This is a genomic window from Micromonospora sp. NPDC007271 (assembly GCF_040634005.1).
GTDB lineage: Bacteria > Actinomycetota > Actinomycetes > Mycobacteriales > Micromonosporaceae > Micromonospora.
In genome coordinates, this window is the sequence record NZ_JBEYER010000109.1 from 1 (window position 1) to 22598 (window position 22598).

26 protein-coding genes and 2 pseudogenes are annotated in these 22598 nt (G+C 73.1%); 19 read left to right on the forward strand and 9 right to left on the reverse strand.

The annotated features are described in order from the left end of the window. Window positions 1-104 precede the first annotated feature (104 nt). The gene (locus tag ABZ570_RS28550) at window positions 105-779 is read right to left on the reverse strand and encodes a response regulator (protein WP_358070216.1); all 675 of its coding nucleotides are present in this window, start codon (window positions 777-779) and stop codon (window positions 105-107) included. Then, the gene (locus ABZ570_RS28555) at window positions 776-2431 is read right to left on the reverse strand and encodes an ATP-binding protein (RefSeq protein ID WP_358070219.1); all 1656 of its coding nucleotides are present in this window, start codon (window positions 2429-2431) and stop codon (window positions 776-778) included. The genes ABZ570_RS28550 and ABZ570_RS28555 overlap by 4 nt, the downstream gene beginning before the upstream one ends. A 99-nt stretch (window positions 2432-2530) precedes the next feature. Here ABZ570_RS28555 and ABZ570_RS28560 point away from each other — a divergent pair, with 99 nt between their 5' ends. The 6 genes from ABZ570_RS28560 to rraA are packed head-to-tail and all read left to right on the forward strand — an operon-like array spanning window position 2531 to window position 7862. Then, window positions 2531-3538 (forward strand): tripartite tricarboxylate transporter substrate binding protein, encoded by a 1008-nt coding sequence (locus tag ABZ570_RS28560; protein ID WP_358070222.1) that lies wholly within the window; start codon window positions 2531-2533, stop codon window positions 3536-3538. Next, window positions 3535-4275, forward strand: coding sequence for a tripartite tricarboxylate transporter TctB family protein (locus ABZ570_RS28565; protein WP_358070225.1), 741 nt, complete (start codon window positions 3535-3537; stop codon window positions 4273-4275). The genes ABZ570_RS28560 and ABZ570_RS28565 overlap by 4 nt, the downstream gene beginning before the upstream one ends. Continuing rightward, on the forward strand, window positions 4275-5777 hold the full coding sequence (locus ABZ570_RS28570; protein ID WP_358070228.1) for a tripartite tricarboxylate transporter permease: 1503 nt from the start codon (window positions 4275-4277) through the stop codon (window positions 5775-5777). The genes ABZ570_RS28565 and ABZ570_RS28570 overlap by 1 nt, the downstream gene beginning before the upstream one ends. Next, window positions 5774-6166, forward strand: a complete 393-nt coding sequence (locus ABZ570_RS28575; protein WP_358070231.1) for a universal stress protein — start codon at window positions 5774-5776, stop codon at window positions 6164-6166. The genes ABZ570_RS28570 and ABZ570_RS28575 overlap by 4 nt, the downstream gene beginning before the upstream one ends. Further along, on the forward strand, window positions 6167-7360 hold the full coding sequence (locus ABZ570_RS28580; protein WP_358070234.1) for an MFS transporter: 1194 nt from the start codon (window positions 6167-6169) through the stop codon (window positions 7358-7360). 16 nt (window positions 7361-7376) lie between these two features. After that, window positions 7377-7862: a ribonuclease E activity regulator RraA gene (gene rraA, locus ABZ570_RS28585; protein ID WP_358070237.1), complete on the forward strand. Its 486-nt coding sequence runs from the start codon at window positions 7377-7379 to the stop codon at window positions 7860-7862. A 15-nt stretch (window positions 7863-7877) separates the two neighbouring features. Here the strand turns inward: rraA and ABZ570_RS28590 are convergent, their stop codons facing one another. Genes ABZ570_RS28590 through ABZ570_RS28600 form a run of 3 tightly spaced genes read right to left on the reverse strand, consistent with a single transcriptional unit; the run spans window position 7878 to window position 9316 of the window. After that, window positions 7878-8267 carry a type II toxin-antitoxin system death-on-curing family toxin gene (locus ABZ570_RS28590; RefSeq protein WP_358070240.1) on the reverse strand — a complete coding sequence of 130 codons (390 nt, stop codon included), beginning with the start codon at window positions 8265-8267 and terminating at the stop codon, window positions 7878-7880. Then, window positions 8264-8464 carry a hypothetical protein gene (locus ABZ570_RS28595; RefSeq protein ID WP_358070243.1) on the reverse strand — a complete coding sequence of 67 codons (201 nt, stop codon included), beginning with the start codon at window positions 8462-8464 and terminating at the stop codon, window positions 8264-8266. Before ABZ570_RS28595 ends, ABZ570_RS28590 begins: the two co-directional genes overlap by 4 nt. Window positions 8465-8503: 39 nt before the next feature. Beyond that, window positions 8504-9316 carry a hypothetical protein gene (locus ABZ570_RS28600; protein WP_358070246.1) on the reverse strand — a complete coding sequence of 271 codons (813 nt, stop codon included), beginning with the start codon at window positions 9314-9316 and terminating at the stop codon, window positions 8504-8506. Window positions 9317-9390: 74 nt separating this feature from the next. Between ABZ570_RS28600 and ABZ570_RS28605 the strand changes: the two genes are divergently transcribed. Next, window positions 9391-10335, forward strand: coding sequence for a Ppx/GppA phosphatase family protein (locus tag ABZ570_RS28605; RefSeq protein ID WP_358070249.1), 945 nt, complete (start codon window positions 9391-9393; stop codon window positions 10333-10335). Window positions 10336-10411: 76 nt separating this feature from the next. Continuing rightward, a complete protein-coding gene (locus ABZ570_RS28610) occupies window positions 10412-11218 on the forward strand; it encodes a sugar phosphate isomerase/epimerase (RefSeq protein WP_358070252.1) in 807 nt (268 codons plus the stop codon). Between the two features lie 38 nt (window positions 11219-11256). On the opposite strand, the gene ABZ570_RS28615 is transcribed toward ABZ570_RS28610, so the two are convergent. Genes ABZ570_RS28615 through ABZ570_RS28625 form a run of 3 tightly spaced genes read right to left on the reverse strand, consistent with a single transcriptional unit; the run spans window position 11257 to window position 13301 of the window. Then, the gene (locus ABZ570_RS28615; protein WP_358070255.1) at window positions 11257-11832 is read right to left on the reverse strand and encodes a CGNR zinc finger domain-containing protein; all 576 of its coding nucleotides are present in this window, start codon (window positions 11830-11832) and stop codon (window positions 11257-11259) included. 19 nt (window positions 11833-11851) lie between these two features. Then, window positions 11852-13018, reverse strand: coding sequence for a glutathionylspermidine synthase family protein (locus ABZ570_RS28620; protein ID WP_358070258.1), 1167 nt, complete (start codon window positions 13016-13018; stop codon window positions 11852-11854). 1 nt (window position 13019) lies between these two features. Beyond that, window positions 13020-13301 carry a hypothetical protein gene (locus ABZ570_RS28625; RefSeq protein ID WP_358070261.1) on the reverse strand — a complete coding sequence of 94 codons (282 nt, stop codon included), beginning with the start codon at window positions 13299-13301 and terminating at the stop codon, window positions 13020-13022. Window positions 13302-13431: 130 nt separating this feature from the next. Here ABZ570_RS28625 and ABZ570_RS28630 point away from each other — a divergent pair, with 130 nt between their 5' ends. Beyond that, window positions 13432-14352, forward strand: a complete 921-nt coding sequence (locus tag ABZ570_RS28630) for a proline dehydrogenase family protein (RefSeq protein WP_358070263.1) — start codon at window positions 13432-13434, stop codon at window positions 14350-14352. A 1-nt stretch (window position 14353) separates the two neighbouring features. Here the strand turns inward: ABZ570_RS28630 and ABZ570_RS28635 are convergent. Beyond that, window positions 14354-14535: pseudogene (locus ABZ570_RS28635) on the reverse strand (VOC family protein); the annotation flags it as partial. Window positions 14536-14596: 61 nt separating this feature from the next. On the opposite strand from ABZ570_RS28635, the gene ABZ570_RS28640 reads away from it, so the two are divergent. From ABZ570_RS28640 to ABZ570_RS28685, 10 genes and pseudogenes are all read left to right on the forward strand, one after another. Continuing rightward, entirely contained in the window at window positions 14597-15391 is a 795-nt protein-coding gene (locus tag ABZ570_RS28640) for an alpha/beta hydrolase (RefSeq protein ID WP_358070265.1), read from the forward strand. Continuing rightward, window positions 15384-15950: a WHG domain-containing protein gene (locus ABZ570_RS28645; protein ID WP_358070268.1), complete on the forward strand. Its 567-nt coding sequence runs from the start codon at window positions 15384-15386 to the stop codon at window positions 15948-15950. Before ABZ570_RS28640 ends, ABZ570_RS28645 begins: the two co-directional genes overlap by 8 nt. Then, window positions 15950-16288: a YrdB family protein gene (locus tag ABZ570_RS28650; RefSeq protein WP_358070271.1), complete on the forward strand. Its 339-nt coding sequence runs from the start codon at window positions 15950-15952 to the stop codon at window positions 16286-16288. Before ABZ570_RS28645 ends, ABZ570_RS28650 begins: the two co-directional genes overlap by 1 nt. A gap of 79 nt (window positions 16289-16367) precedes the next feature. Next, the gene (locus ABZ570_RS28655; RefSeq protein WP_358070274.1) at window positions 16368-17741 is read left to right on the forward strand and encodes a hypothetical protein; all 1374 of its coding nucleotides are present in this window, start codon (window positions 16368-16370) and stop codon (window positions 17739-17741) included. A gap of 37 nt (window positions 17742-17778) precedes the next feature. Next, window positions 17779-19176, forward strand: a complete 1398-nt coding sequence (locus ABZ570_RS28660) for an HlyD family efflux transporter periplasmic adaptor subunit (protein WP_358070277.1) — start codon at window positions 17779-17781, stop codon at window positions 19174-19176. A gap of 37 nt (window positions 19177-19213) precedes the next feature. After that, window positions 19214-20072: pseudogene (locus ABZ570_RS28665) on the forward strand (ABC transporter ATP-binding protein). After that, window positions 20069-21253 carry an ABC transporter permease gene (locus ABZ570_RS28670; RefSeq protein WP_358070280.1) on the forward strand — a complete coding sequence of 395 codons (1185 nt, stop codon included), beginning with the start codon at window positions 20069-20071 and terminating at the stop codon, window positions 21251-21253. Before ABZ570_RS28665 ends, ABZ570_RS28670 begins: the two are co-directional and overlap by 4 nt. A 224-nt stretch (window positions 21254-21477) precedes the next feature. After that, window positions 21478-21687: a helix-turn-helix domain-containing protein gene (locus ABZ570_RS28675; RefSeq protein ID WP_358070283.1), complete on the forward strand. Its 210-nt coding sequence runs from the start codon at window positions 21478-21480 to the stop codon at window positions 21685-21687. Between the two features lie 218 nt (window positions 21688-21905). Then, window positions 21906-22007 carry an AURKAIP1/COX24 domain-containing protein gene (locus tag ABZ570_RS28680; protein ID WP_007465623.1) on the forward strand — a complete coding sequence of 34 codons (102 nt, stop codon included), beginning with the start codon at window positions 21906-21908 and terminating at the stop codon, window positions 22005-22007. A 120-nt stretch (window positions 22008-22127) separates the two neighbouring features. Further along, window positions 22128-22598 (forward strand): NAD-dependent epimerase/dehydratase family protein (locus ABZ570_RS28685; RefSeq protein WP_358070286.1); only part of this gene is annotated, 471 nt, incomplete at its 3' end.

The following is a 22598-nucleotide window of genomic DNA, read 5'->3' on the forward strand; positions in this document are numbered from 1 at the left end:
TCAAGCCTGACCGCCCGGAGCCGGTCACCCTCGCCCCCAGCCCGAACAGCAACCACCCACCAACAGCAACCAAGCACCACAGCAACCACCCACCAACAGCAGCGTCAGGCCACCCAGGTGTAGCGGCGCTCCGGGCGACCGGCCGCCCCGTAGCGCAGGCTCACCTCCGCACGCCCCGTACCCGAGAAGTGCTCCAGGTAGCGGCGGGCGCTGACCCGGGAGATCCCGACCCGGTCGGCGCACTCGCTGGCCGAGAGGGTGCCGCGGTGCTCGCGCAGGGCGCGTTCCACCAGTTCGGCGGTTTCCGTGCTGAGCCCGCGTGGCAGGGCGGGGGCGACGGCCAGGGTGCCGCTGCGGGAGAGCACCCGGTCGACGTCGGCCTGGTCGGTGACCATCGCCGTCCGCAGCGCGGCGCGGCGGGCCCCGTACTGCTCCAGCCGGGTACGCAGCTCGTCGAAGCCGAACGGTTTGAGCAGGTAGTTGACCGCGCCGTAGCGGACCGCCCGGCGGACCGCCTCGGCCTCGCGGGCGGCGCTGATCACCAGGACGTCGCAGTCATGCCGGGCGGCCCGGATCCGGGTCACCACGTCCAGGCCGAACATGTCGGGCAGGTAGAGGTCGAGCAGGACCAGGTCGGGTCGGAGTTCCTCGACCGCCGCCACCGCCTGCTCGCCGGTGCTGGCGGTGCCGACCACCCGGAAGCCGTCGATCCGTTCGACGAACCCGCGGTGGATCCGGGCCACCATGAAGTCGTCGTCGACGACGAGCACGTCGATCATCGCGCCTCCTCCAACATGCTGGCCAGCACCGACATCCGCGCGGTGAACATGGCGCCCTCGGCGGTGTTCGTCACCGCCACCTCGCCGCCGCGACGGTGGCACACCAGGCGGGTGAGCGCCAGGCCGATGCCCCGTTCGCCGCTGTGGGCCGCCTTGGTGGTGAAGCCGTGGGTGAAGACCTCCTGCGCCAGTTCCGGCGCGACCCCGGGGCCGGAGTCGCGGACGACGATCTCCACCGAGGCGGCGTCCTGGCGCAGCTCGACCTCCACCCAGGCGGGCTGCTCCGCCGCCTCGCCGGCCGCTTCCTGGCCGCCCGCCACCGCCTCGACCGCGTTGTCCACCAGGTTGCCGAGCACTGTGGCGACGTCCGCTGACAGCTCGGCCGGTAGCCGGTTCAGCCCGGTCCGTTCGGAGATCCGCAGCTCCACCCGGCGTTCCGCGGCCACCGCCGACTTTGCCATGAGCAGCGCCGCGATCGCGGTGTCGTGGATCCGGCTGGTGACGGTCAGGTCGAGCGAGGCGCGGTGCCGGCTCAGCGCGTCGACGTACCGGACCACCTCGTCGTGCTCACCGATCTGGATCAAGCCGGAGATGGTGTGCAACTGGTTGGCGAACTCGTGGGTCTGCGCCCGCAGCAGCTCGGTGGTGCTGCGGAACGAGCCGAGTTCCTGTTCCAACCGGGCCAGCTCGGTCCGGTCCCGCAGCGTGGTGACCGAGCCCAGCCGGCGGCCGTCCTTGCGGACCGTCATCCGGTTCATCACCAGCACCCGGCCGCGCCGCACCACCACCTGGTCCCGGGCCTCCGGGCCGATGCCGGCCAGCACGTCCCGCAGCCGGCCGTTGATCCGCAGTTCGCGGAGGCTTTGCCCGAGGCAGTCCTCGGGCAGGTCGAGCAGCCGCCGGCCCACCGCGTTCACCAGGGTGACGCGCTGCTGCGGGTCCAGCGCGATCACCCCCTCGGCGATGCCGTGCAGCAGTGCCTCCCGGTGCTCGGCCAGCCCGGCGATCTCCCGGGGCTCCAGGCCGAGGGTCTGCCGCTTGATCCGCCGGGCCAGCAGCCACGACCCGACCACTCCCAGGCCGCAGGCGATGCCCAGGTAGGTGAGCAGGTAGGAGGAGGCCCCGACCAGTCGTTCCGACCAGCTCGGCGACGCCTCACCGACGACCACCACGCCCAGGTACCGGCCGAGGTTTTCCTGCTTCCGGTCCCCGAGCACCGGCACCTGGGCCACCAGCTGCCGGGTGCCGTCGACCTCCAGTTCGCCGAACCAGCTGCGCCCCTCCTGTGCCACCCGGGGGTCGCCGAGCACCACGGGGTTGCCGACCAGCGTCGGGTCCGTCGAGCTGACCACCCGGCCCTGCTCGTTGGCCACGGTCACGTGGGTCACCCCGGACCGGATCAGCGTGTTCTGTAGCAGCGGTGCGATCGCCTCGCCGGGCGCGGGCTGGTTGAGCCAACCCCGGAGCAGGGTGTTGCCGGCCAGCTCTTCGCCGAGCGCGGCGACCCGGCGCCCCTCGACGCGGTTGAAGGTGGCCGCGGACTGGGCCAGCGAGACAGCGGCCACCGCCACCAGCACCACGACGATGATCGCGAGCTGGAGGACGAGCAGCTGCCCGGCGAGCGTACGGCGCCGGGACGTGACCGCGACCACAAAGACCTCAACTTCCGCTGGTGACACAACGCAGACAGCTTGCCTGCTCGGAGGCCACCATCTTGCCGCCGGACTCATTCGAAACGGAAGAGAAACATGATGGCAACTAGGAGAAACCTGCTGGTCATGGGCGTGGCCGCCGCTACGGCGCTCGCCCTGGGGGCCTGCGGTGCCACCGCCGACAAGGGTGGGGCCGGTGCCGCCGACGACGGCAAGCCGGTCACCGGACTGCGGATCATGGTCCCGAACACCCCCGGTGGTGGCTACGACACCACGGCCCGGACCGCCGCGAAGGTGATGGAGGACGCCAAGATCGCCACCGGCGTGCAGGTGTTCAACCTGCCCGGCGCGGGCGGCACGGTCGGCCTCCAGCGGACCGTGAACGAGAAGGGCAACGGCAAGCTCGCCATGCAGATGGGGCTGGGCGTGGTCGGTGCCTCGTACACCTCGAAGTCGGCGGCGACGCTGACCCAGACCACCCCGCTGGCGAAGATGATCGAGGAGGCCGGCGCCATCGTGGTGCCGAAGGACTCCCCGTACAAGACCATCAATGACCTGGTCACGGCGTGGAAGGCCAACCCGAAGGGCTTCGCGGTCGGCGGCGGCTCCTCGCCCGGTGGCCCGGACCACCTGCTGCCCATGCAGCTCGCCAAGACCGTCGGCATCGACCCGCGCCAGGTCAACTTCGTCTCGTACGACGGCGGCGGCGAGCTGCTGCCGGCCGTGCTCGGGGGCAAGGTGGCCTTCGGCGCCAGCGGCTTCGGCGAGTTCCTCGACCAGGTCGAGGCCGGCCAGATCCGGGTCCTCGCGGTGACCAGCGAGGCGCCGATCGAGGCGCTCAAGGACGTGCCGACCCTGAAGTCCTCCGGCATCGACCTGGTCTTCACCAACTGGCGGGGCATCGTCGCGCCGCCCGGCATCAGCGACGCCGACAAGAAGGTCTGGATCGACGTGCTGACCAAGATGCACGACTCGGCGGAGTGGAAGGCCGAGCTGAAGAAGCGTGGCTGGACCGACGCGTTCATCACCGGCGACGACTTCGGCACCTTCCTGACCGAGCAGGACAAGGCAGTGGCCGACGTGCTCAAGCAGCTCGGGTTGGCATGACCGGCAGGACGACCCGACCGGACCGGGGCGGCGACCCGCCGCCCCGGCCCCCGGCCGTACCCGAGATCCCGGCGCAGCCGACGGCCGCGCCGGCCGAACCGGCCCCCACGCCGGCCGCCGCCCTGGCGACGGAACGGGCCGCGACCGAGCCGACCGTGGCGGACGCGCCCGAGCTGACCGGGCCGAGCGCGCCGCGTACGCCGGAGGAGCTGGCGGCGGCCGGAACCGACCCGGCGGCGGACGTCGCACCGAAGACCGACCGGGCGCAGTACGGCGTCTCTGCGTTTCTCGCCCTGGTCGGCGGGTTGGTCATCTTCGACGCGACGACCCGGATCGGGAGCGCGATCAACAGGGCCGACCCGATCGGCCCCAAACCGGTGCCGATCCTGCTCGGCGTGCTGCTGCTCATCGTCGCGGCGATCTACGCGCTGGACGTGTTCCGCGGCGGCACCGGTGAGCCGGAGGCCGGCGAGGACGTCGACCTGAGCACCCCGATCGACTGGCGGACCGTGCTGCTGCTGATCGGGGCGTTCCTGGTCAACGCGGTGCTCATCGACCGGCTCGGCTGGGTGATCAGCGGGACGATCCTCTTCTGGGGTTCGGCGTACGCGCTCGGCAACCGCCACTACTTCCGGAATCTGCTGATCTCCGTCGCGCTGTCGCTGATCACGTTCTACGCCTTCGCCATCGGGCTCGGGGTCAACCTGCCCGCCGGCGTACTGCAAGGGATCCTGTAATGGAAAACCTGGGCAATCTGCTCGACGGGTTCGGCCATGTGCTGACCCCGATGAACCTGCTGATCGCGCTGCTCGGCGTGACCATCGGCACCGCGGTCGGGGTCCTGCCCGGCATCGGCCCGGCGATGACGGTGGCGCTGCTGCTGCCGGTCACCTACAACCTGGGGCCGACCTCGGCGCTCATCATGTTCGCCGGCATCTTCTACGGCGGCATGTACGGCGGCTCGACCACCTCGATCCTGCTGAACACCCCCGGCGAGTCGTCCTCGGTGGTGACCGCCATCGAGGGCAACAAGATGGCCAAGGCCGGGCGCGCCGCCCAGGCCCTGGCCACCGCAGCGATCGGCTCGTTCGTCGCCGGCACCATCGCCACGCTGCTGTTGGTGCTGGTCGCCCCACCGGTGGTGCAGTTCGCGGTCAGCCTCGGCTCGCCCGACTACCTCGCCGTGATGCTGCTCGCGTTCGTGGCGGTCACCGCGGTGCTCGGCGCGTCCCGGGTACGCGGCTTCGCCTCACTGCTGATCGGCCTGGTCATCGGCGTGATCGGGGTCGACCAGACCGGTCAGCAGCGGCTCACCTTCGGCATCCCGCAGCTCATCGACGGCATCGACGTGGTCGTGGTGGCGGTCGGTATCTTCGCCGTCGGCGAGGCGCTCTGGGTCGCCGCCCACCTGCGCCGCAAGTCCGGAGAGGTGATCCCGGTCGGCCAACCCTGGATGGGCCGGGAGGACTGGAAGCGGTCCTGGAAACCCTGGCTGCGCGGCACCGCGTTCGGGTTCCCGTTCGGCGCGGTGCCGGCGGGCGGCGCGGAGATCCCGACCTTCCTCTCGTACATCACCGAGAAGAAGCTCTCGAAGCACAAGGAGGAGTTCGGCCGGGGCGCGATCGAGGGCGTCGCCGGACCCGAGGCGGCCAACAACGCCTCGGCCGCCGGCACCCTGGTGCCGATGCTGGCGCTCGGCCTGCCCACCAACGCCACCGCCGCCGTGATGCTGGCCTCCTTCGAGCAGTTCGGCATCCAGCCCGGCCCGCTGCTCTTCACGCGGGAATCCACGCTGGTCTGGACGCTGATCGCCAGCCTCTTCATCGGCAACCTGCTGCTGCTGGTGCTCAACCTGCCGCTCGCCCCCGCCTGGGCGCGCCTGCTGCGGATCCCGCGCCCGTACCTCTACGCCGGGATCATCTTCTTCGCCTCGATGGGCGCGTACGCGGTCAACGCCCAGCCGTTCGACCTGTTCCTGCTGCTCGCCCTGGGCCTGCTCGGCTTCGGGATGCGGCGCTTCGGGCTGCCGATCCTGCCGCTGATCGTCGGTGTCATCCTCGGCCCGCTCGCCGAACTGCACGGCCGGCGGGCGCTGCAGCTCTCCGGCGGCGAGCTGCACGGCTTGATCGGCGGCTGGGTGTCCTGGGTGATCTACGCCGCGATCGCCGTGGTGCTCCTCTGGCCGCTGATCGGCCGGTTCGTGGTCCGCCCGCTTCGCGGAAGGTTGGTGACCGGATGACCGTGCTGGTGGGCTACGTGCCCTCGCCGCTGGGCGAGGCGGCCCTGCGGGCCGCGATCGAACAGGCCCGGTTCCGGAACGAGCCGATCCTGGTGGTGAACACCTCGCGCGGCGACGCGTACGCCGACCCGCGCCTCGCCCAGGAGGCCGACCTGGACCAGGTGGTCCGCGAACTGGTCGCGGCCGGGGTGCCGCACAACGTGCGGCAGCTCATGCGGGGCCGGGACGCGGTCGAGGAGATCGAGGAGATCGTCGCGGCCGAGGACGTCTCGCTCGTGGTGATCGGCATCCGGCACCGCACCCCGGTCGGCAAGCTGATCATGGGGTCGACCGCGCAGGAGATCCTGCTCCGGGTGCCCTGCCCGGTCCTTGCGGTGAAGGCCGACTGAGTGGCGCCCGGGGGCTCGCCGGCTCCCGGGCGCGCCCAGACCGCCCTGCTGCTCACCCACACGATCGTGGTGCAGGCGGTCACCTTCATGCTCCGGCCGGCGTCCGCGTACCGGGCGCTGGAGCTGGACGTGCCGGGGGCCTGGCTGGGTGTGCTCGGGGCCAGCTTCGCCGTCGTACCGCTGGTGCTGGCCGTGCCCAGCGGGCACGCCGTCGACCGGTTCGGCGAGCGCCGGGTGGCGCTCGCCGGGTCGGCCCTGCTCGCCGCCGCCGGCCTCGGCTTCGTGCTGCTCGCCGGCTCGGTGGCCGGCCTGGTGGTGGCCAGCATGCTGCTCGGCACCGCGCACCTCTGCGCGGTGGTGGCCCAACAGGCGCTGGTCGCCAACCGCACCCCGGCGCACCGGTACGACGCGGCGTTCGGCTACTACACCTTCGCCGCCTCGCTGGGCCAGGCGCTCGGCCCCGGCCTGATCGTGGTCTTCGGCGGTGACCGGTCCATCCCGGACACCCGGGCCATCTTCCTCGGCGCGGCCGCGCTCGCGGTGCCGCTGCTGGTCGCCGCCGCGCTGCTGCGCCCGTCCGGCCACCACCAACAGCCGGCGGCCGGGCCGGCGGCGGGCGGGATGCGGGAGCTGCTGCGGCAGCCCGGGCTGGTCCGCGCCCTCACGGTGAGCTGCGTCGTCCTCGCCGCGGTCGACATCACCCTGGTCTACCTGCCGGCACTCGGGGCGGAGCGCGGCATCGCCGCCGGGTCGATCGGCGTCCTGCTCGGCGTACGGGCGGTCGCCTCGATGGCGTCCCGGCTGCTGCTCGGCCGGCTGGTCGCGGCGATCGGCCGGCGCGCGCTGCTCATCGGCACCGTCGCGCTCTCCGCCGCCGGGCTCGGCCTGCTGCTGCCGCCGCTGCCGTTCTGGGTGATGGCCGTGGTGGTGACCGTCGCCGGCCTCGGGCTCGGCGCTGGCCAGCCGCTGACCATGTCGTTCCTGGCCGAGGTGGCCCCGCCCGGGCTGCGCGGCCGGGCGATGTCGCTGCGCCTCACCGGCAACCGCCTCGGGCAGGTGCTCATCCCCAGCGCCGCCGGGGCGCTGGCCGCCGGCGCTGGTGCGGCCGGCGTCCTCGCCTGCACGGCCGCGGGTCTGGCCGGCGCCGCCGTCGCCGCGACCGGCCTGCACCGCGCCGATCCGAACCCCGACTGAAAGAGACGGAGAAACCATGGAGACACCCGCAACCGCCGACCTCTACGACCGGTACGGCGACGTCCTCGGCTCGTGCGACACGCAGCTGCGCCAGTTCGGCGGCGTCCGGGCCTTCAACGGGCCCGCCGTGACCGTGCGCTGTTTCGAGGACAACGCCCTGATCAAGTCGATCGTCGCGGAGCCGGGGGAGGGCCGGGTCCTGGTGGTGGACGGGGGTGGATCGCTGCACAGCGCCCTGATGGGTGACGTCATCGCCGGAACGGCGGCGCGGAACGATTGGGCCGGCGTGGTGATCAACGGCGCGGTCCGGGACGTCGCCGCCCTGCGGTCCCTCCCGATCGGCATCAAGGCGCTCGGCACGAACCCGCGCAAGAGCGCCAAGACCGGCGCGGGCGAACGGGACGTGCCGGTGTTCTTCGGCAACTGCGTCTTCTCGCCGGGCGCCCACGTCTACAGCGACGACGACGGCGTGGTCACCCTGCTCGTTGCCAGGCCGGCGTAGGCCGGCGCGGGCTGCTCAGAAGACCTTGCGGAGGGCCGAGCTGATCTCGTCGACCTCGGTCAACCGGCCCTCCGCCACGCCGATAACCAGGTCGTACGCCGCATCCTGGTCGGCTTCGTTGAGCTGCGTGTCGGAGATGGCGTGGTTCTGGCGCAGGAACGCCACCGCGATGATCCACCCCATCCGCTTGTTGCCGTCCACGAACGGGTGATTGTTGACCAGGGAATGCAGCAACGCTGCCGCCTTGGTCCACAAGTCCGGATAGGCATCCGCACCGAAGACGCTCGTCCTCGGTCGGGCAACGGCTGATTCGATCAGTCCAGCGTCGCGGACGCCCGCTCCGATCTTGCGAGCGATACGGACGACGTCGGCCAGTGTCGGGTGGTATACGTCCTCTGCCGTCATTCGGCGAGCCGAGCCAGCAGCGCGGCATGCCGATCGATGATGTCGTCGGCCAACTGTTCGAACTGCTTGGCGTTCCGCCGCGCGAGGTAGTCGTCGATAGCGGTTACGACGACCGCGTGCATCGACCTGTCTTCCTCTTCGGCGACCAGGCGCAGCTTGGCTTCGCGTTCCTCGTCCAGTCGAAGGGTCATCGCCATGGGCGCTATGGTAGCAATCCTGCTACCAAGATCATTACTTTATCGATCCTCGGTGGCCGGGTGGGGGGCGACCTGACCCTGGCGCAGGCGGGCGGCGCACAGCTCGGCGAGCTTCGTGTACGCGGGGGCGCCGACCAGCGCGGTCAGCTCCGGGGCGTACGACAGGTACATCGGCTCGGCGCCGACGTGCGCGTCGGTGGAGGAGGTGCACCACCAGTCCAGGTCGTGCCCGCCCGCGCCCCAGCCGCGCCGGTCGAACTCGGTGAGCGTGGAGATCAGCACCTTGGTGTTGTCCGGCCGCTTGTGCCAGTCCTGGTCGCGGCGGATCGGCAGCTGCCAGCAGACGTCCGGCTTGTACTCCAGGGGGTGCACGCCGTCGCGCAGCGCCTGGGCGTGCAGCGCGCAGCCGCCCCCGCCGACGAAGTCGGCGTCGTTGAGGAAGACGCAGGGTGAGTCGGCGTCGCGGGTGGCCGTACGCCGGGCCGGGTTCTTGCCGTCGATGGTGTCGTTCTCGGTCCAGTTCTTGAAGCCCTTGCGGAAGTGCTGCCAGGTCTCCGGGGTGAGTCGCTTGACCGCGGCGCGGACCCGCTTCTCGTCGTCCGAGTCGGTGAAGAACGCCCCGTGCGAGCAGCAGCCGTCCGCACCCCGGCCGGCGATGATGCCGTGGCAGCCCTTGCCGAAGACGCAGGTCCACCGGGAGAGCAACCACGTCAGGTCGGCCCGGATCAGGTGCTTCTCGTCCGCCGGGTCGACGAACTCGATCCACTCCCGGGGGAAGTCCAGCTCCACCTCCCGGCTGCGCGGGTCGTCGGGGTCGTCCACCAGCACATGCAGCTCGATCTGGCCTGTCACCCGGACCAGCGTACGCGGGGTGAGCCGGGCCGGCCGGCGAGCCGGCGAAACGTGTTGGCCCTAGGCTCGCCAGCATGCGACTGGGTGTCCTCGACGTCGGTTCCAACACGGTGCACCTGCTGGTGGTCGACGCCCACCACGGCGCCCACCCGTGGCCGGCGCACTCGGAGAAGGTGGTGCTCCGGCTGGCCGAGCAGATCGGCCCCGACGGCGCGCTCACCGAGGCGGGCGCGGACGGCCTGGTCAAGGCGGTCAGCATGGCGCGTACGGCGGCGGACGGGCTGGACGTCGACGACCTGCTCGCGTTCGCCACCAGCGCGGTCCGCGACGCCACCAACGCCGGCGAGGTGCTGGCCCGGGTCCGCGACGAGACCGGCGTACGCCTGGAGGTGCTCTCCGGCGCGGACGAGGCGCGGATGACCTTCCTCGCGGTGCGGCGGTGGTTCGGGTGGTCCGCCGGCCGGCTGCTGGTGATGGACATCGGCGGCGGCTCGCTGGAGCTGGCCGCCGGCATCGACGAGGACCCGGACATCGCGATCTCGCTGCCGCTGGGCGCCGGGCGGCTGAGCCGCGAGCGGCTGCGGGTCGACCCGGCCGCCGCCGCGCCGCCGTCCGCCCAGGCCGTCAACGAGCTGCGGGAGTACGTCGAGGTGCTGCTCGACCCGGTGGCCAAGCAGTTCGCCGAGGTGGGCTGGGAGCGTCCGGTGGCCACCTCGAAGACCTTCCGGATGCTGGCCCGGCTGGCCGGCGCGGCACCCTCCGGGGCGGGGCTGTGGGCCCGGCGCAGCCTGACCCGGACCGGGCTGCGGCAGGTGCTCGGCTTCATCCGGCACATCCCGCCCGGCCAGCTGCACGAGCTGGAGGGGGTGAGCGCCGGGCGGGCGCACCAGCTGCTCGCCGGTGCGGTGGTGGCCGAGACGGTGATGCGCCGGCTCGACGTGGACCGCCTGGACATCTGCCCGTGGGCGCTGCGGGAGGGCGTCATCCTCTGCCGGCTCGATCAGCTCGGGCCGATGTGATCACGGTCCGGCGGTCTGCGAGCTTTGCGGATGCTCGTCCCGATGCTCCGCGACACGGGCGGCTACCCTCAGAGGCGTGACTTCCCGCGTCCCGGTGCTGCTGTCCAGTTCGTCGGTCTTCCCTGAGCGGACCGCGGCGGCGTTCCAGCTGGCCTCGGCGCTCGGGTACGACGGCGTCGAGGTGATGGTCTGGACCGACGTGGTGAGCCAGGACCCGGGTGCCCTGCGCGGCCTGGCGGCCCACTACGGCGTCCCGGTCCTCTCGGTGCACGCGCCCTGCCTGCTGGTCACCCAGCGGGTGTGGAGCCCCGACCCGTGGGAGCGGCTGCGCAGGGCCGCCGAGCTGGCCGAGACGCTGGAGGCCCCGACGGTGGTGGTGCACCCGCCGTTCACCTGGCAGCGGGACTACGCCCGTAACTTCGCCGACGGCCTCGACCGGATCGCCGGCCAGTTCGGCGGGCTACGTTTCGCGGTGGAGAACATGTACCCGGTACGGATGGCCGGGCGCCAGTTCGTCCCGTACGTCCCCGGCTGGGACCCGACCGACACCGGCTACGCCTCGTACACGCTCGACCTGTCGCACTGCGCGGCCTCGCACACCGACGCGCTGGCGATGGCGGACCGGATGGGGGCCGGCCTGGCGCACGTGCACCTGGGCGACGGCACCGGCGAGGGCCGCGACGAGCACCTGGTGCCCGGGCGCGGCGGCCAGCCCTGCGCGCAGCTGCTCCGCTCGCTGGCCGGCCGCGGTTTCACCGGCTCGGTCGCGGTGGAGGTGACCACCCGGGGCGCGAAGAGCCGCGGCGTCCGCGAGGCCGACCTCCGGGAGGCCCTCGAGTTCGCTCGCGCCAACCTGACCGCTCCGTCCCCGGTCGACGCCTGACCGTCCCCTCCCCGGTCGACGCCAGACCGGGGCGGAGGTCAGCTGACCGGGGTGAGGGGTTCGCTCTGGGTGGGGACCGGGAGTTGGTCGCTGACGGCGGCCCGCTTGCGGGCCCGGTGCGCGGCCACGTGCGAGCGGGTGGCGCAGCGCTCCGAGCAGAACCGCCGGCAGCAGTTCGAGGACGTGTCCAGGTAGACGTTGCCGCAGCGCTCGTCCGCGCAGACGCCGAACCGGGCGCTGCCGTACTCGCAGAGCCAGACCGAGAGGCCCCACACCGCGCCGGCCAGATATTCGGAGCTGACCGACGCGCCCCGGCTGGTCACGTGCATGTGCCAGTCGCTGGAGTCGTGGCCGGAGATGCGCGGTTGGACCGGGAAACTCTCCAGCAGCGCGTTCAGCTCCGCCACGGCCTCGGCGTCTCGCCCGGAGGTGCCGTACTCGAAGACGTCGCGCAGGCGTTTCTGCGCTCGCCGGAAGATCGCCAGGTCCCGTTCCGCGACCTCCTCGCGCATCCACGCGTTTTCGTCGGGAAAGATGGCCCGCAGGTCGTCGAGGTCGTCCAGACGGGTGTTGACGAGATCAACCCCGGTCCGGGCGTACGCGTCGAAGTTCACGACATCAACGGTAGACGACTCACGCGCTCCGCGGCGCGTCGATGTAGTGGGGGAGAAACCGCGCGTAACCGTCTGTGATGAGGCTCGCGCTCTCCCGCACGCCGGCACCGGCCGATTCACCGTCCACGATCCAGCTGCCCAGCACCGTGTGGTGCCCGCCGAACTCGGGCAACGCCCGGAACTCCTGGTAGCAGAAGCCCTCGTCGCCGTAGCTTCCCGGACTGGTGATTTCGGCCCCACCGGTGACGATACGTATCGAAGCTCCCTCCCGGCCGAGCAGCGGCTTCGCCACGTACTCGGTCATCCCGCGGGGCGAGTCCAGGTACGCCGGCAGCAGGTAGTCGTGGCCCGGGTACAGCTCCCAGAGCACCGCCAGCAGCGCCTTGTTCGACAGCAGCAGCTTCCAGGCCGGCTCGATCCAGGTGGTCGGGGTGCCCGGTTCCAGCGCCGGCGGCCCGTACGGCTCGGCCAGCATCCACTCCCACGGATAGAGCTTGAAGCAGGTGGTGATCGGCCGGTCGTCGGCGTCCACGAAGCGCCGCCCGTCCCAGCCGACACGCTGGATCGGCATGAGCGTGACGTCCAGCCCGGCCTGGCGGGCCGTCTCGGCCAGGTAGCCGGCGGTGATCTGGTCCTCGCCCGACTCCTCCTCCTCGGACCAGACCACGTGCACCCGCGGGTCGTGCAGGCCGGTGCCGATCTTGGCCCACGCGCCGACCAGTCGCTCGTGCAGGCTGTTCCACTGGTCCGCCGTGGGCCGGGTGTGTTCCAGCCAGTACCACTGCACGATGCTCGCCTCGACCAGCGCGGTCGGGGTGTCGGCGTTGTACTCCAGCAGCTTCGGCGGCCACGAGCCGTCGTACCAGAGATCGAAGCGGCCGTAGAGGGTCGGCGGGGCCTCGCGCAGCGACCGGGCGACCGCCTCGGCGGCCCAGGCCGGGATGCCGAACTCCGCGTACCGGTCGCGGGCCACCACGTGCTCGGCGGCGGCCACCGCCATCCGGTGCAGCTCCTCGGTCGCCTCCTCCAGCCGGAGCACCTCGTCCAGGTCGAAGGCGTACGCGGCGGTCTCGTCCCAGTACGACATGATTCCGCCGTCGGGCAGCTCGGTGTCGACGTACACCAGGCCCTGCGACCGGATGGTGGCGTCCCAGCCCGGACGGGGGACGCTCGACTCGCGGCGCACCTCAGCCGCCGCAGGAGGCGAGGTGGCTGCCGAAGCCACCGCGCGCGGGCAGCGCCGCGGCGACCGGCGCGGCGGCGTCCCGGGCGGTGGTGGGGGCCGGGACCTGTCGGGCCACCGCGACGGTGCCCCCGCCCCCGCCCCCGCCCCCGCCGCCCGTCCGGCCGGAAGCGCAGTCGTCATCGTCGTCGGTCAGGTTGCAGCCGGAGAGGGTGAGCGCCAGGGCGGTCAGCGCGCCGAGCTGCACGGTGGCCGACCGGAGCCGGCGGCGGGGGCGTGGTTCCACATGATCGTTGTAGCCCAACCACGCCAGTATGGAGGGCCCCTTCTTGACGCGCCAGGCGCTGACAAGGGGCCCTCCTCTCCCCTTGGCCGCCCCCGGGCGCGGGTCCGCGGCGGGGCGTTACGCTCAGCTCATGCTCCGTTCCGTCATCCTCGCTGCCGCCCGGTCATCCCAGGTCGAGCGGCTCGTCGCGACGGCCCCGTTCACCCGGGACGTCGTCCGCCGGTTCGTCGCCGGCGCCGGCACCGACGACGCGCTGCGCGCGACCCGCGCACTCGTCATCGACGGCCAAGCGGTCACCCTCGACTACCTCGGCGAGGACACCGTCACCGCCGAGCAGGCGAACGCCACCCGGGACGAATACCTCAAGCTGCTGCGGCTGCTCGCCGCCGCCGAACTCACCCCGGCGGCCGAGGTGAGCGTGAAGCTCTCCGCGCTCGGGCAGAAGTTCGACGAGCAGCTCGCGTACGACAACGCGCGGGCGATCTGCGCGGCGGCCGACGGGGCGGGCACCACGGTCACCCTGGACATGGAGGACCACACCACCACCGACTCGACGCTGGACATCCTGGCCAAGCTGCGCAAGGACTACCCGTCGACCGGCGCGGTGCTCCAGGCGTACCTGCGGCGTACCGAGTCGGACTGCCGGGAGCTGGCCGGCGCCGGGTCCCGGGTGCGGCTCTGCAAGGGCGCGTACAAGGAGCCGGAGTCGGTGGCCTACCAGTCCGCCCGCGAGGTGGACAAGTCGTATGTGCGCTGCATGAACGTCCTGATGTCCGGCGACGGTTACCCGATGCTGGCCACCCACGACCCGCGCCTGATCGCCATCGGCGAGGACCGGGCCCGCTGGTTCGACCGCAGCCCGGACCGGTTCGAGTTCCAGATGCTGTACGGCATCCGCCCCGAGGAGCAGAAGCGGCTGATCGGCGAGGGGTACACGGTGCGCACCTACGTCCCCTACGGCGACCAGTGGTACGGCTACCTGATGCGCCGCCTGGCCGAGCGCCCGACCAACCTGATGTTCTTCGGCCGCGCGCTGCTTTCGAAGAAGTGATTCAGGCGTTCGACCAGGCCCGGGTGCTCAGCACCAGGCGGTAGCCGTCCGGGTCGGCGAACGTCATTCCCCAACGGTCCCAGTACGGGCCGGCGGAGACCCTGGTCCCGCCGGCCCATACCAGTCTCTCGGCCAGGTCGTCGTCGACCGGCCCGTCAGGTAGAGCACGAACAGGTCCTGCGACCTCCACTCGGGTCGAGGTCAAGCCTTGACGGATAAAGCTAATAGCATTAGCTTTATAGCTATGACTATTAGCCAGATGTCGCGGGGTGGCGGGACCATCGCGTACGAGGTGCACGGGGAGGGCCCGCTGGTGCTGCTCTCGCACGGCATGGGGGAGAACCGGGCCGCCTTCCGGCACCTGGTGCCCCGGTTGGTGGCGGCCGGCTACCGCGTGGCGTCGGTCGACGTGCGCGGGCACGGCGACTCCAGCGCCCGCTGGCCCACGTACGCCCCCGCCGAGGTGGGCGGGGACCTGCTCGCCGTGGTGCGGGCGCTCGGCGGTGGCCCGGCCACCCTGGTCGGCAGCTCGTCCAGCGCCGCGGCCGTGGTCTTCGCCGCCGCCGACGCCCCCGCGCTGGTCAACGGCATCGTGCAGGTCAGCCCGTTCGTGGCCCAGCTCAAGCCGAACCCGGCGATGCGGCTGGCCCAGGCGGTCGTGCTGCGCAGTCCCCGAGTGTTCGGGATGTTCCACCGCACGCTCTTCCCGTGCGGGCGGCCGGCGGACGACGCCGCGTACCGCCGGGAGATGGTCGCGAGGCTGCGCGGCCGGATGGCCGCGGTGCGTGGCGTGATCGAACCGGTCGACCCGCACTGGACCGCCCGGGCCAGGGACGTGCGCCAGCCGGTGCTCGTACTGATGGGCACGAAGGACCCGGACTTCAAGGACCCGGGCGCCGAGGCGCGAGCCGCCCGCCGGCTCTTCGCCACCGCCGAGGCCCGCATGATCGCGGACTCCGGCCACTACCCGCACGCCGACCAGCCCGACGCCACCGCCGCCGACCTGGTCGAGTTCCTGGCGGTGACGTCCCGTGCCTAGGGTCGGCCTCACCCCGCAGGCCGTGGTCCGGGAGGCGGCCGTCCTCGCTGACGAGGTCGGCCACGACCGGCTCACCCTGGCCGCGCTCGCCGGCCGGCTCGGGGTCGCGCTGCCCAGCCTCTACAAGCACGTCAAGGGCGTGGAGGCCCTGCACCAGAAGCTGTCCGTGCTGGCCACCGCCGAGGTCGCCACCGAGCTGACGGCGGCCGCCGCGGGCCGGGCCGGCGCCGACGCGCTGCGCGCGGTCGCCGCGGCCCTGCGGGACTACGCCCGCCGGCACCCGGGCCGCTATCCCGCCACCCAGCGGGCACCCGACCCCGACGACCCCGAGCACCTCGCCGCCGCCGAGCGGGCCGTCGGCGCCGTCTACGCGATTTTGCACGGGTACGACCTCAGCGGCGACGCGGCCGTCGACGCCACCCGGATGTTCCGGGCCGCCGTGCACGGCTTCCTCACCCTCGAGGCGGCCGGCGGGTTCGGGCTGCCCCGGGATGTCGACCGTTCCTTCGACCAGATGGTGGCCGCGCTGGACACCGCGTACCGGAACTGGCGGTCCTGATGATGAAGGCCACCCTGCTCGCGCTCGCCTTCCTGCTGGAGTTGGCGCTGCTCGTCGTCGCCGGTTGGTGGGGGTTCACCCGGCCCGCCGGTTGGCCGGTACGCGTGGCCGCCGGGCTCGGCGCGCCGCTGCTGATCGCCGTGGTGTGGGGCCTGTTCTGCTCGCCGAAGGCCGGCGTGCCGCTGCCCGCGCCGGCCAAGCTCACCGTCCAGGCCGCCTGCTTCGTCACCGGAGGGCTGCTGCTCGCGCTCGCCGGTCGGCCCGTGCCCGGAGCCCTGCTGGTGGCCGTCTGGGCGGTGGACAAGGCCCTGCTCACGCTCGCCGGCGACCCGGTCTGAGCCGACACCAGATCTGGTCGGGCTCGCCGGTGCGCGGTCTGGTCTGGCCGGATCACCCGATTGGTCGTACCCTTCGCCGGTGACCGACGGTGACGAGCAGCCCGTGCCGCCTGCCGCGGGCAGCGGTGCGCGACCGGACGCTTGGGCCGCCGGCAGCGGCGCCCGAGCGTTGGCACCTGCCGTGGCGCCGCGCCGCCGCCGGCGCTGGCCGCTCTGGACGGCGCTCGCGCTGGTGCTCGCGCTGGTGGCGTGCGGTGTTCCGGGCGTACTCCTGCTCGGCCTGGTGGGGGATGCGGCCGGTCGGGCGGGGGCGGACCGTGCGGACCCGGCGACGGCGGCGGCTCGGCGCCTCGGCGCGCGGATGACGGCGCAGCTCGACCGCCAGGCGGCCGCCCTGCTCGCCGGGGACCGGTCCGGCTTCCTCGCCGTCGCCGAGCCCGCCGCCCGGCCCGCCCTCACCCGCCGGTACGCCGGACTGCGGGCCCTGCGGGTCACCGTGTGGCGGCCGGAGGCGGACGGGGTGCCCACGACAGTCGACGGGCGACCGGGTGAGTGGCGGCTGGCGGTCACCGTCGGCTACTGCTTCGTGGTGCCGGAGTGCACCCCGAGCACGATGGCGATGGGCACCCGGTGGCGGACGGTCGGCGCGGAGCCCCGGCTGGTCGCCGTCGAGGAGTCCCGGGCGACGCCGGCCGGAGCCCGCCCATGGGAGGTGAGCGACCTGGCGGTGGCGGTGGGGAAGCGTGCCGTCGTGGCCACCACGCCCGCGCTGCGGGCCAAGCTGCCCTGGCTGCTCGCCCAGGCCGAGTCCGCCGCCAGGGCCGCCGACCGGTACGCGGTCACCGGCACCCCGCCGGACCGCTACCTGATCTTCTACGCCGGCCAGTCCGAGTGGCAGCGCTGGTACGGCGGCGGCCGACCGAAGTGGACGGCCGGGTACGCGGTCGGCGTCGGCGGCGGGCACCACGACGTCGTGCTCAACGCGCAGAGCGTCAGCCCGAAGGGGGTCGGCGACCTGCTCCGGCACGAGCTGACCCACGCCGCGTCGCTGCCGGACCGGGGTTACTCGGAGCGATCCGACTGGTGGCTGGTGGAGGGGCTGGCCGAGTACGCGGGCGCCGACGGCCAGCCGGTGGACCGCTTCGCGGGCCTGGCCGAGGTGCGGCAGCTGATCCGCGGCGGATGGGACGGCCGCCTCGACTCCCTGGCACCCGCCGACGACGCGGCCGACGACCGGGTCGGCGGCGCCTACGGCGTCGGCTACCTGGCCGTACGCCATCTGGTCGACCGGTTCGGCGAGCAGCGGACGCTCGACTTCTTCCGGGCGGTGGTGCACGAGCACCGGTCCCTGGACGACGCCGCCGACCAGGTGTTCGACGACCCCTGGTCCGCCCTGCACGCCGACTGCGTCGCGTACGTCCGTGGCGTCGCCGGTGCCGACGCGGGCTCCTGACCACGGGGTCGGCGATGCGTCGACAACGGCTCGTAGCATGGGCCGGGTGGCCCGCCCCCACCCGCCGCGGTCGCCCGCGGCCACCCGCCCCCGCCTGCTCACCGCCCTCCTCGCCGTCGTTGCCCTGACCGGCACGACCGCAGCCTCCTGCGGCGACGACCGGTCCGGCATCGCCGTGGCGCAGGTGGGCCACGCCGAAGTCACGGAGGTGATCGACGCGCCGGCCACGGTGACCGCCCGGGCCGCCGCCACCCTCACCGCGCCCGCCGACGGCACCCTGGCCAGCCTGCGCGTCCAACCCGGGCAGCGGGTCGCCCGGGGCCAGGTGCTCGCCGTGATCGACTCGCCGTCCGCGCAGGAGCGGCTCAAGCAGGCCCGCGAGGCGCTGCGGGCGGCCAAGCGGGCCGGCCGGGGCGTTGGCGTCGGCGACCTGGGTGGGCACCGGCGCGGCACGGACCGCGCCGCCGCCGAGGCGTTCGACGCCGCGCGCCAGGCCGCCGGGCGGATCGGCGACCCGCAGCTGCGCTCCGCGCTGCTGCTCCAGGTCGAGTCCGCGCAGCAGCAGTACGAGTCGGCTGCCCGCGCCGCCGACCGGGCGGTCGCCGCGGTGCAGCGCGGGGTGGCCGGGCTGAACAGCGCCGTCGGTGCCCTGTCGGCCGCGCAGCGCCTCCAGGCCCAGCAGGCGTACGACCTGGCGAAGGCGACCGTCGACGCGCTGACCCTGCGCGCCCCCATCGCCGGGGTGGTGCAGCCGGGCGGCACCCGGGTCGCGGCCCCGACGGACCTCACCAACCTGCTCGGCGCGGCCGGTGGCGGCGCGGCTGCCGGCATCGACCCGTCGGCCTTCCAGGTGGGCACCCAGGGTGGCCCGCCGCCCGGAGTCGACGACGCGGTGCCGCCCGGGGGCCGGGTCACCGCCGGCACCCCCGTGCTCACCATCGTGGACACCGGCCAGCTCGGCCTGCTCGCCGAGGTCGACGAGACCGACGTGCTGCTGGTCCGGGCCGGTCTGTCCGCCGCGGTGGAGCTGGACGCGGTGACCGGCGCGACGTACGACGCCACGGTCCGCTCGGTGGACGTGCTGCCCACCAGCTCGGCCCGGGGCGGCGTCACCTACCGGGTCCGCCTCGGCCTCGGCGCCGGGCGGCTCGGCGAGGGGGAGCCCGCACCGACACCCCGACCCGGCATGAACGCGGTGGTCCACCTCCGGGTACGCGAGGCGGCCGGCGCGGTGGCCGTACCCGCCTCGGCGGTCTTCTCCGACGACGGGCGGGACGCGGTCTGGGTGCTGCGGGACGGAAGGGCCGACCGGGTGCCGGTGACCGTCGGCGTGCAGGGGCAGGACCTGGTGCAGATCGTCAGCGGGGTGCGGGCCGGTGACCGGGTCGTGGTGCGCGGCACCGACCGGGTCCACGACGGCCAGGAACTGAAGTGAGCGCCGCGATGCCGGGGCGGGGACACCCGTGACGGCCCTGCCCGTCGGCGTGCCGGCCGTCGAGGCGGTCGACGTGTCCCGGACGTACGAGTTGGACGGAGTGTCGGTGCCCGCCCTGCGCGGGGTGTCGCTCACCATCGATCCCGGCGAGTACGTGGCCGTGATCGGCCCGTCCGGCTCCGGCAAGTCGACCCTGATGCACCTGCTCGGTGGGCTCGACCGGCCGACGGGCGGCCGGCTGGTGGTCGGCGGCCGGGACGTGGCCAGCCTCAGCGCCCCGGAGCTGGCGGCGTTGCGCAACGAGACCATCGGCTTCGTCTTCCAGGCGTTCCACCTGCTGCCCCGGACGTCCGCGGTGGACAACGTCGCGCTGCCGCTGGTCTATCGGGGGATCGGGGCGCGGCAGCGGCGGGAACGCGCGGCGGCGATGCTCGGCCGGGTCGGGCTCGGGCATCGGCTGCACCACCGGCCCAACCAGCTCTCGGGCGGCGAGCAGCAGCGCGTCGCCATCGCCCGTGCCCTGGTCACCGACCCGGCCGTGCTGCTCGCCGACGAGCCCACCGGCAACCTGGACACCGCCACCGGCGAGGCGGTGCTGGAACTGCTCGAACGGCTGAACGCCGAGTCCGGGGTGGCGCTGGTCATGGTGACCCACGACCAGGAGGTGGCCGGCCGCGCCCCGGAGGCGGATCGCCGTACGCGACGGCCTGATCCGGTCCGACACCGCTCATGATCGACCGCTGTTCGATGATCCCGGTCGACCTGCGACACTGGACGGCGCTCCCAGCGCGGAGCCCCGGTCCGCGTCCGGAAGCGGCCCGGGGCACCCGTCCGGTGGCTCCGGTGGCGCCACCGGAGCCACCGGACGGCTTCCGCTGAGCGGGGGCGCGTCGTGAGGATCGCCGAGGCGTGGCGGGTGGCGCTGGACGCGCTGCGGGCGAACCGGATGCGCAGCGTGCTCACCATGCTCGGGGTGATCATCGGGGTCGCCTCGGTGGTCCTGCTGGTGGCCATCGGCACCGGCACCAAGCAGAAGGTCGAGCAGCAGGTGGAGGGGCTCGGCTCCAACCTGCTGCTGGTGGTCCCCGGCCGGATCGAGGTCGGCACCGCTCCGGTGGTCTCACCACTCGACCTCAAGGACGTGGACGCGGTCTCCCGGGTGGTGGGTGACCCGGGACGGGTGGCGGTCACCATCGCCTCCGGCGCGACCGTCCGGGCCGGCACCCGGTCCGACTTCACCACAGTGCAGGGGGTGCTGGAGACCACCCCGACGGTCTTCACCCGCTCGCTCGCCCGGGGCCGGTACCTGACCGGGGCGGACGTGGACACCAGCCGGCGGGTCGCCGTGCTCGGGGCGTCCGTGGCCCGGGCGCTCTTTCCCGACCGGGATCCGCTCGGCCAGCAGCTGGCTGTTGCCGGCGTCCGGTTCCGGGTGATCGGCGTCTTCGCCCCGCTCGGGCAGAGCCTCGGTGTGGACCGGGACGACGAGGTGCACATCCCGGTGACGGCCGCGCAGCGGCTCTGGGGCACGCAGCGGATCGACGGCATCGCGGTCAAGGCCCCGGACCGGGAGCAGATCGGCCAGCTCGGCGACCGGATCGTCGCGGAGCTGTCCCGTCGGCACCCGGACACCGAGTTCAGCGCCGTCACCCAGCAGCAGATCCTCGGCGTGCTCGGCGACATCCTCGGCGTGCTCACCGGCGTACTGGCCGCGATCGCCGGCATCTCGCTGCTGGTCGGCGGGGTCGGGGTCTCCAACATCATGCTCGTCTCGGTACGCGAGCGGACCCGCGAGATCGGCCTGCGCAAGGCGGTCGGCGCTCGGCCCCGGGACATCGGGGTGCAGTTTCTGCTGGAGGCGGTGCTGCTCACGTCGATCGGCGGGTTGACCGGGATGGCGCTCGGCGTGGGTACCGCGCTCCTGGTCGACGCGGTGTCGCCGATCCCGGCCGCGATCACCTGGTGGTCGCTGGCGCTCGCCTTCGGGGTCTCGGCCGCGGTGGGCATCGTCTTCGGGGTGGTCCCGGCCCAGCGGGCCGGTCGGCTCGACCCGGTGGTGGCGCTGCGGGCCGAGTGACCACCCCCGGCCGCCGCGCGTGAACCGGACGGGCGGTCCTTCCGGGCGGAAAATGCCAGGTCAACAGCGGGGAAAACGGCGAGCATCGCATGATCAATCGCAGGAAGGGATCGCGCCGGTCACAGCCGCCCCGCTACCGTACTGGTAACACGCGCGTCGCTCGTCGTGGCGGGAGCAACCCGTCCCGGTGGTACGCGCCGGGCATGGGAATGGGTCGGTGAGCCATGGCCGGGTCGCAGTCCGACGGTCGACTGTCGGATGTCAGGTTCCTGACCGTCGCCGAGGTGGCGACGGTCATGCGGGTGTCAAAGATGACGGTCTACCGTCTCGTGCACAGCGGTGAGCTCACCGCTGTGCGGGTCGGCCGGTCGTTCCGGGTGCCCGAGCACGCGGTGCACGACTACCTCCGGGGCGCGTTCCAGGAGACCGCCTGACGCGCCGCCGGCCAGGCCGTCGAGCGCGACGTAACGGGCATGGACGGGGTCGCGTTGGTTCTGCTGACGCGCTGCCGCTACCCTGGACCCGATCGTGACCGCACGCCGGTGCGCCCTGCCCACCACGCTGGTCCGGTCCGTTGTCCGCAAGCGGTCATCGACGCCACCCGCGTGGTGTCGCCCGGTCCGCCCCGCACGTTGCATCGAAAGGCTGTCGTATGGGCTCGGTGGTCAAGAAGCGCCGCAAGCGCATGGCTAAGAAGAAGCACCGCAAGCTGCTGCGCAAGACCCGCGTCCAGCGTCGCCGTCTCGGCAAGTGACCGGGGCCGGGCTTCGGCCCGGCACCCGGCACCACCTGCCAACTGTCGACCGTCGGAGGCTCAGGTGATCAGGCCGTGGACGTCCCGGCTCGATCCCGCCTGTCGGGTAAGGCGCGCGACATGACCCCCGGTGGCACCCCCGCTGCTCCGGGGGTCGTCGTCGTGACCGGGGTCGGCCGCTACCTCGGTGCGCACGTCGCCGCCCGCCTCGCCGCCGACCCGCGCATCGAGCGGGTCATCGGGGTGGACCCGGCGGCCCCCGTTCCCGAGTTCACCGACCTGCTCGACGGGGTCGAGCGGATCCGCCTCGACCTCGACTCGCTCGGCGGTCTGCTGATCGACCTCGACGTCGACGCGGTGGTGCACCTGGCCCTGGTCACCGCGCCCGACCAGCAGCACGGCGGCCGGGCGGCGATGAAGGAACAGAACATCATCGGCACCATGCAGCTGCTCGCCGCCTGTCAACGGGCGCCGCGGCTGCGGAAGCTGGTGGTCCGGTCCTCGACCGCCGCGTACGGGGTGTCGTTCCGCGACCCCGCCGTCTTCACCGAGGAGACCGAGCCCCGCGAGGTGCCGCGCGGCGGTTTCGGC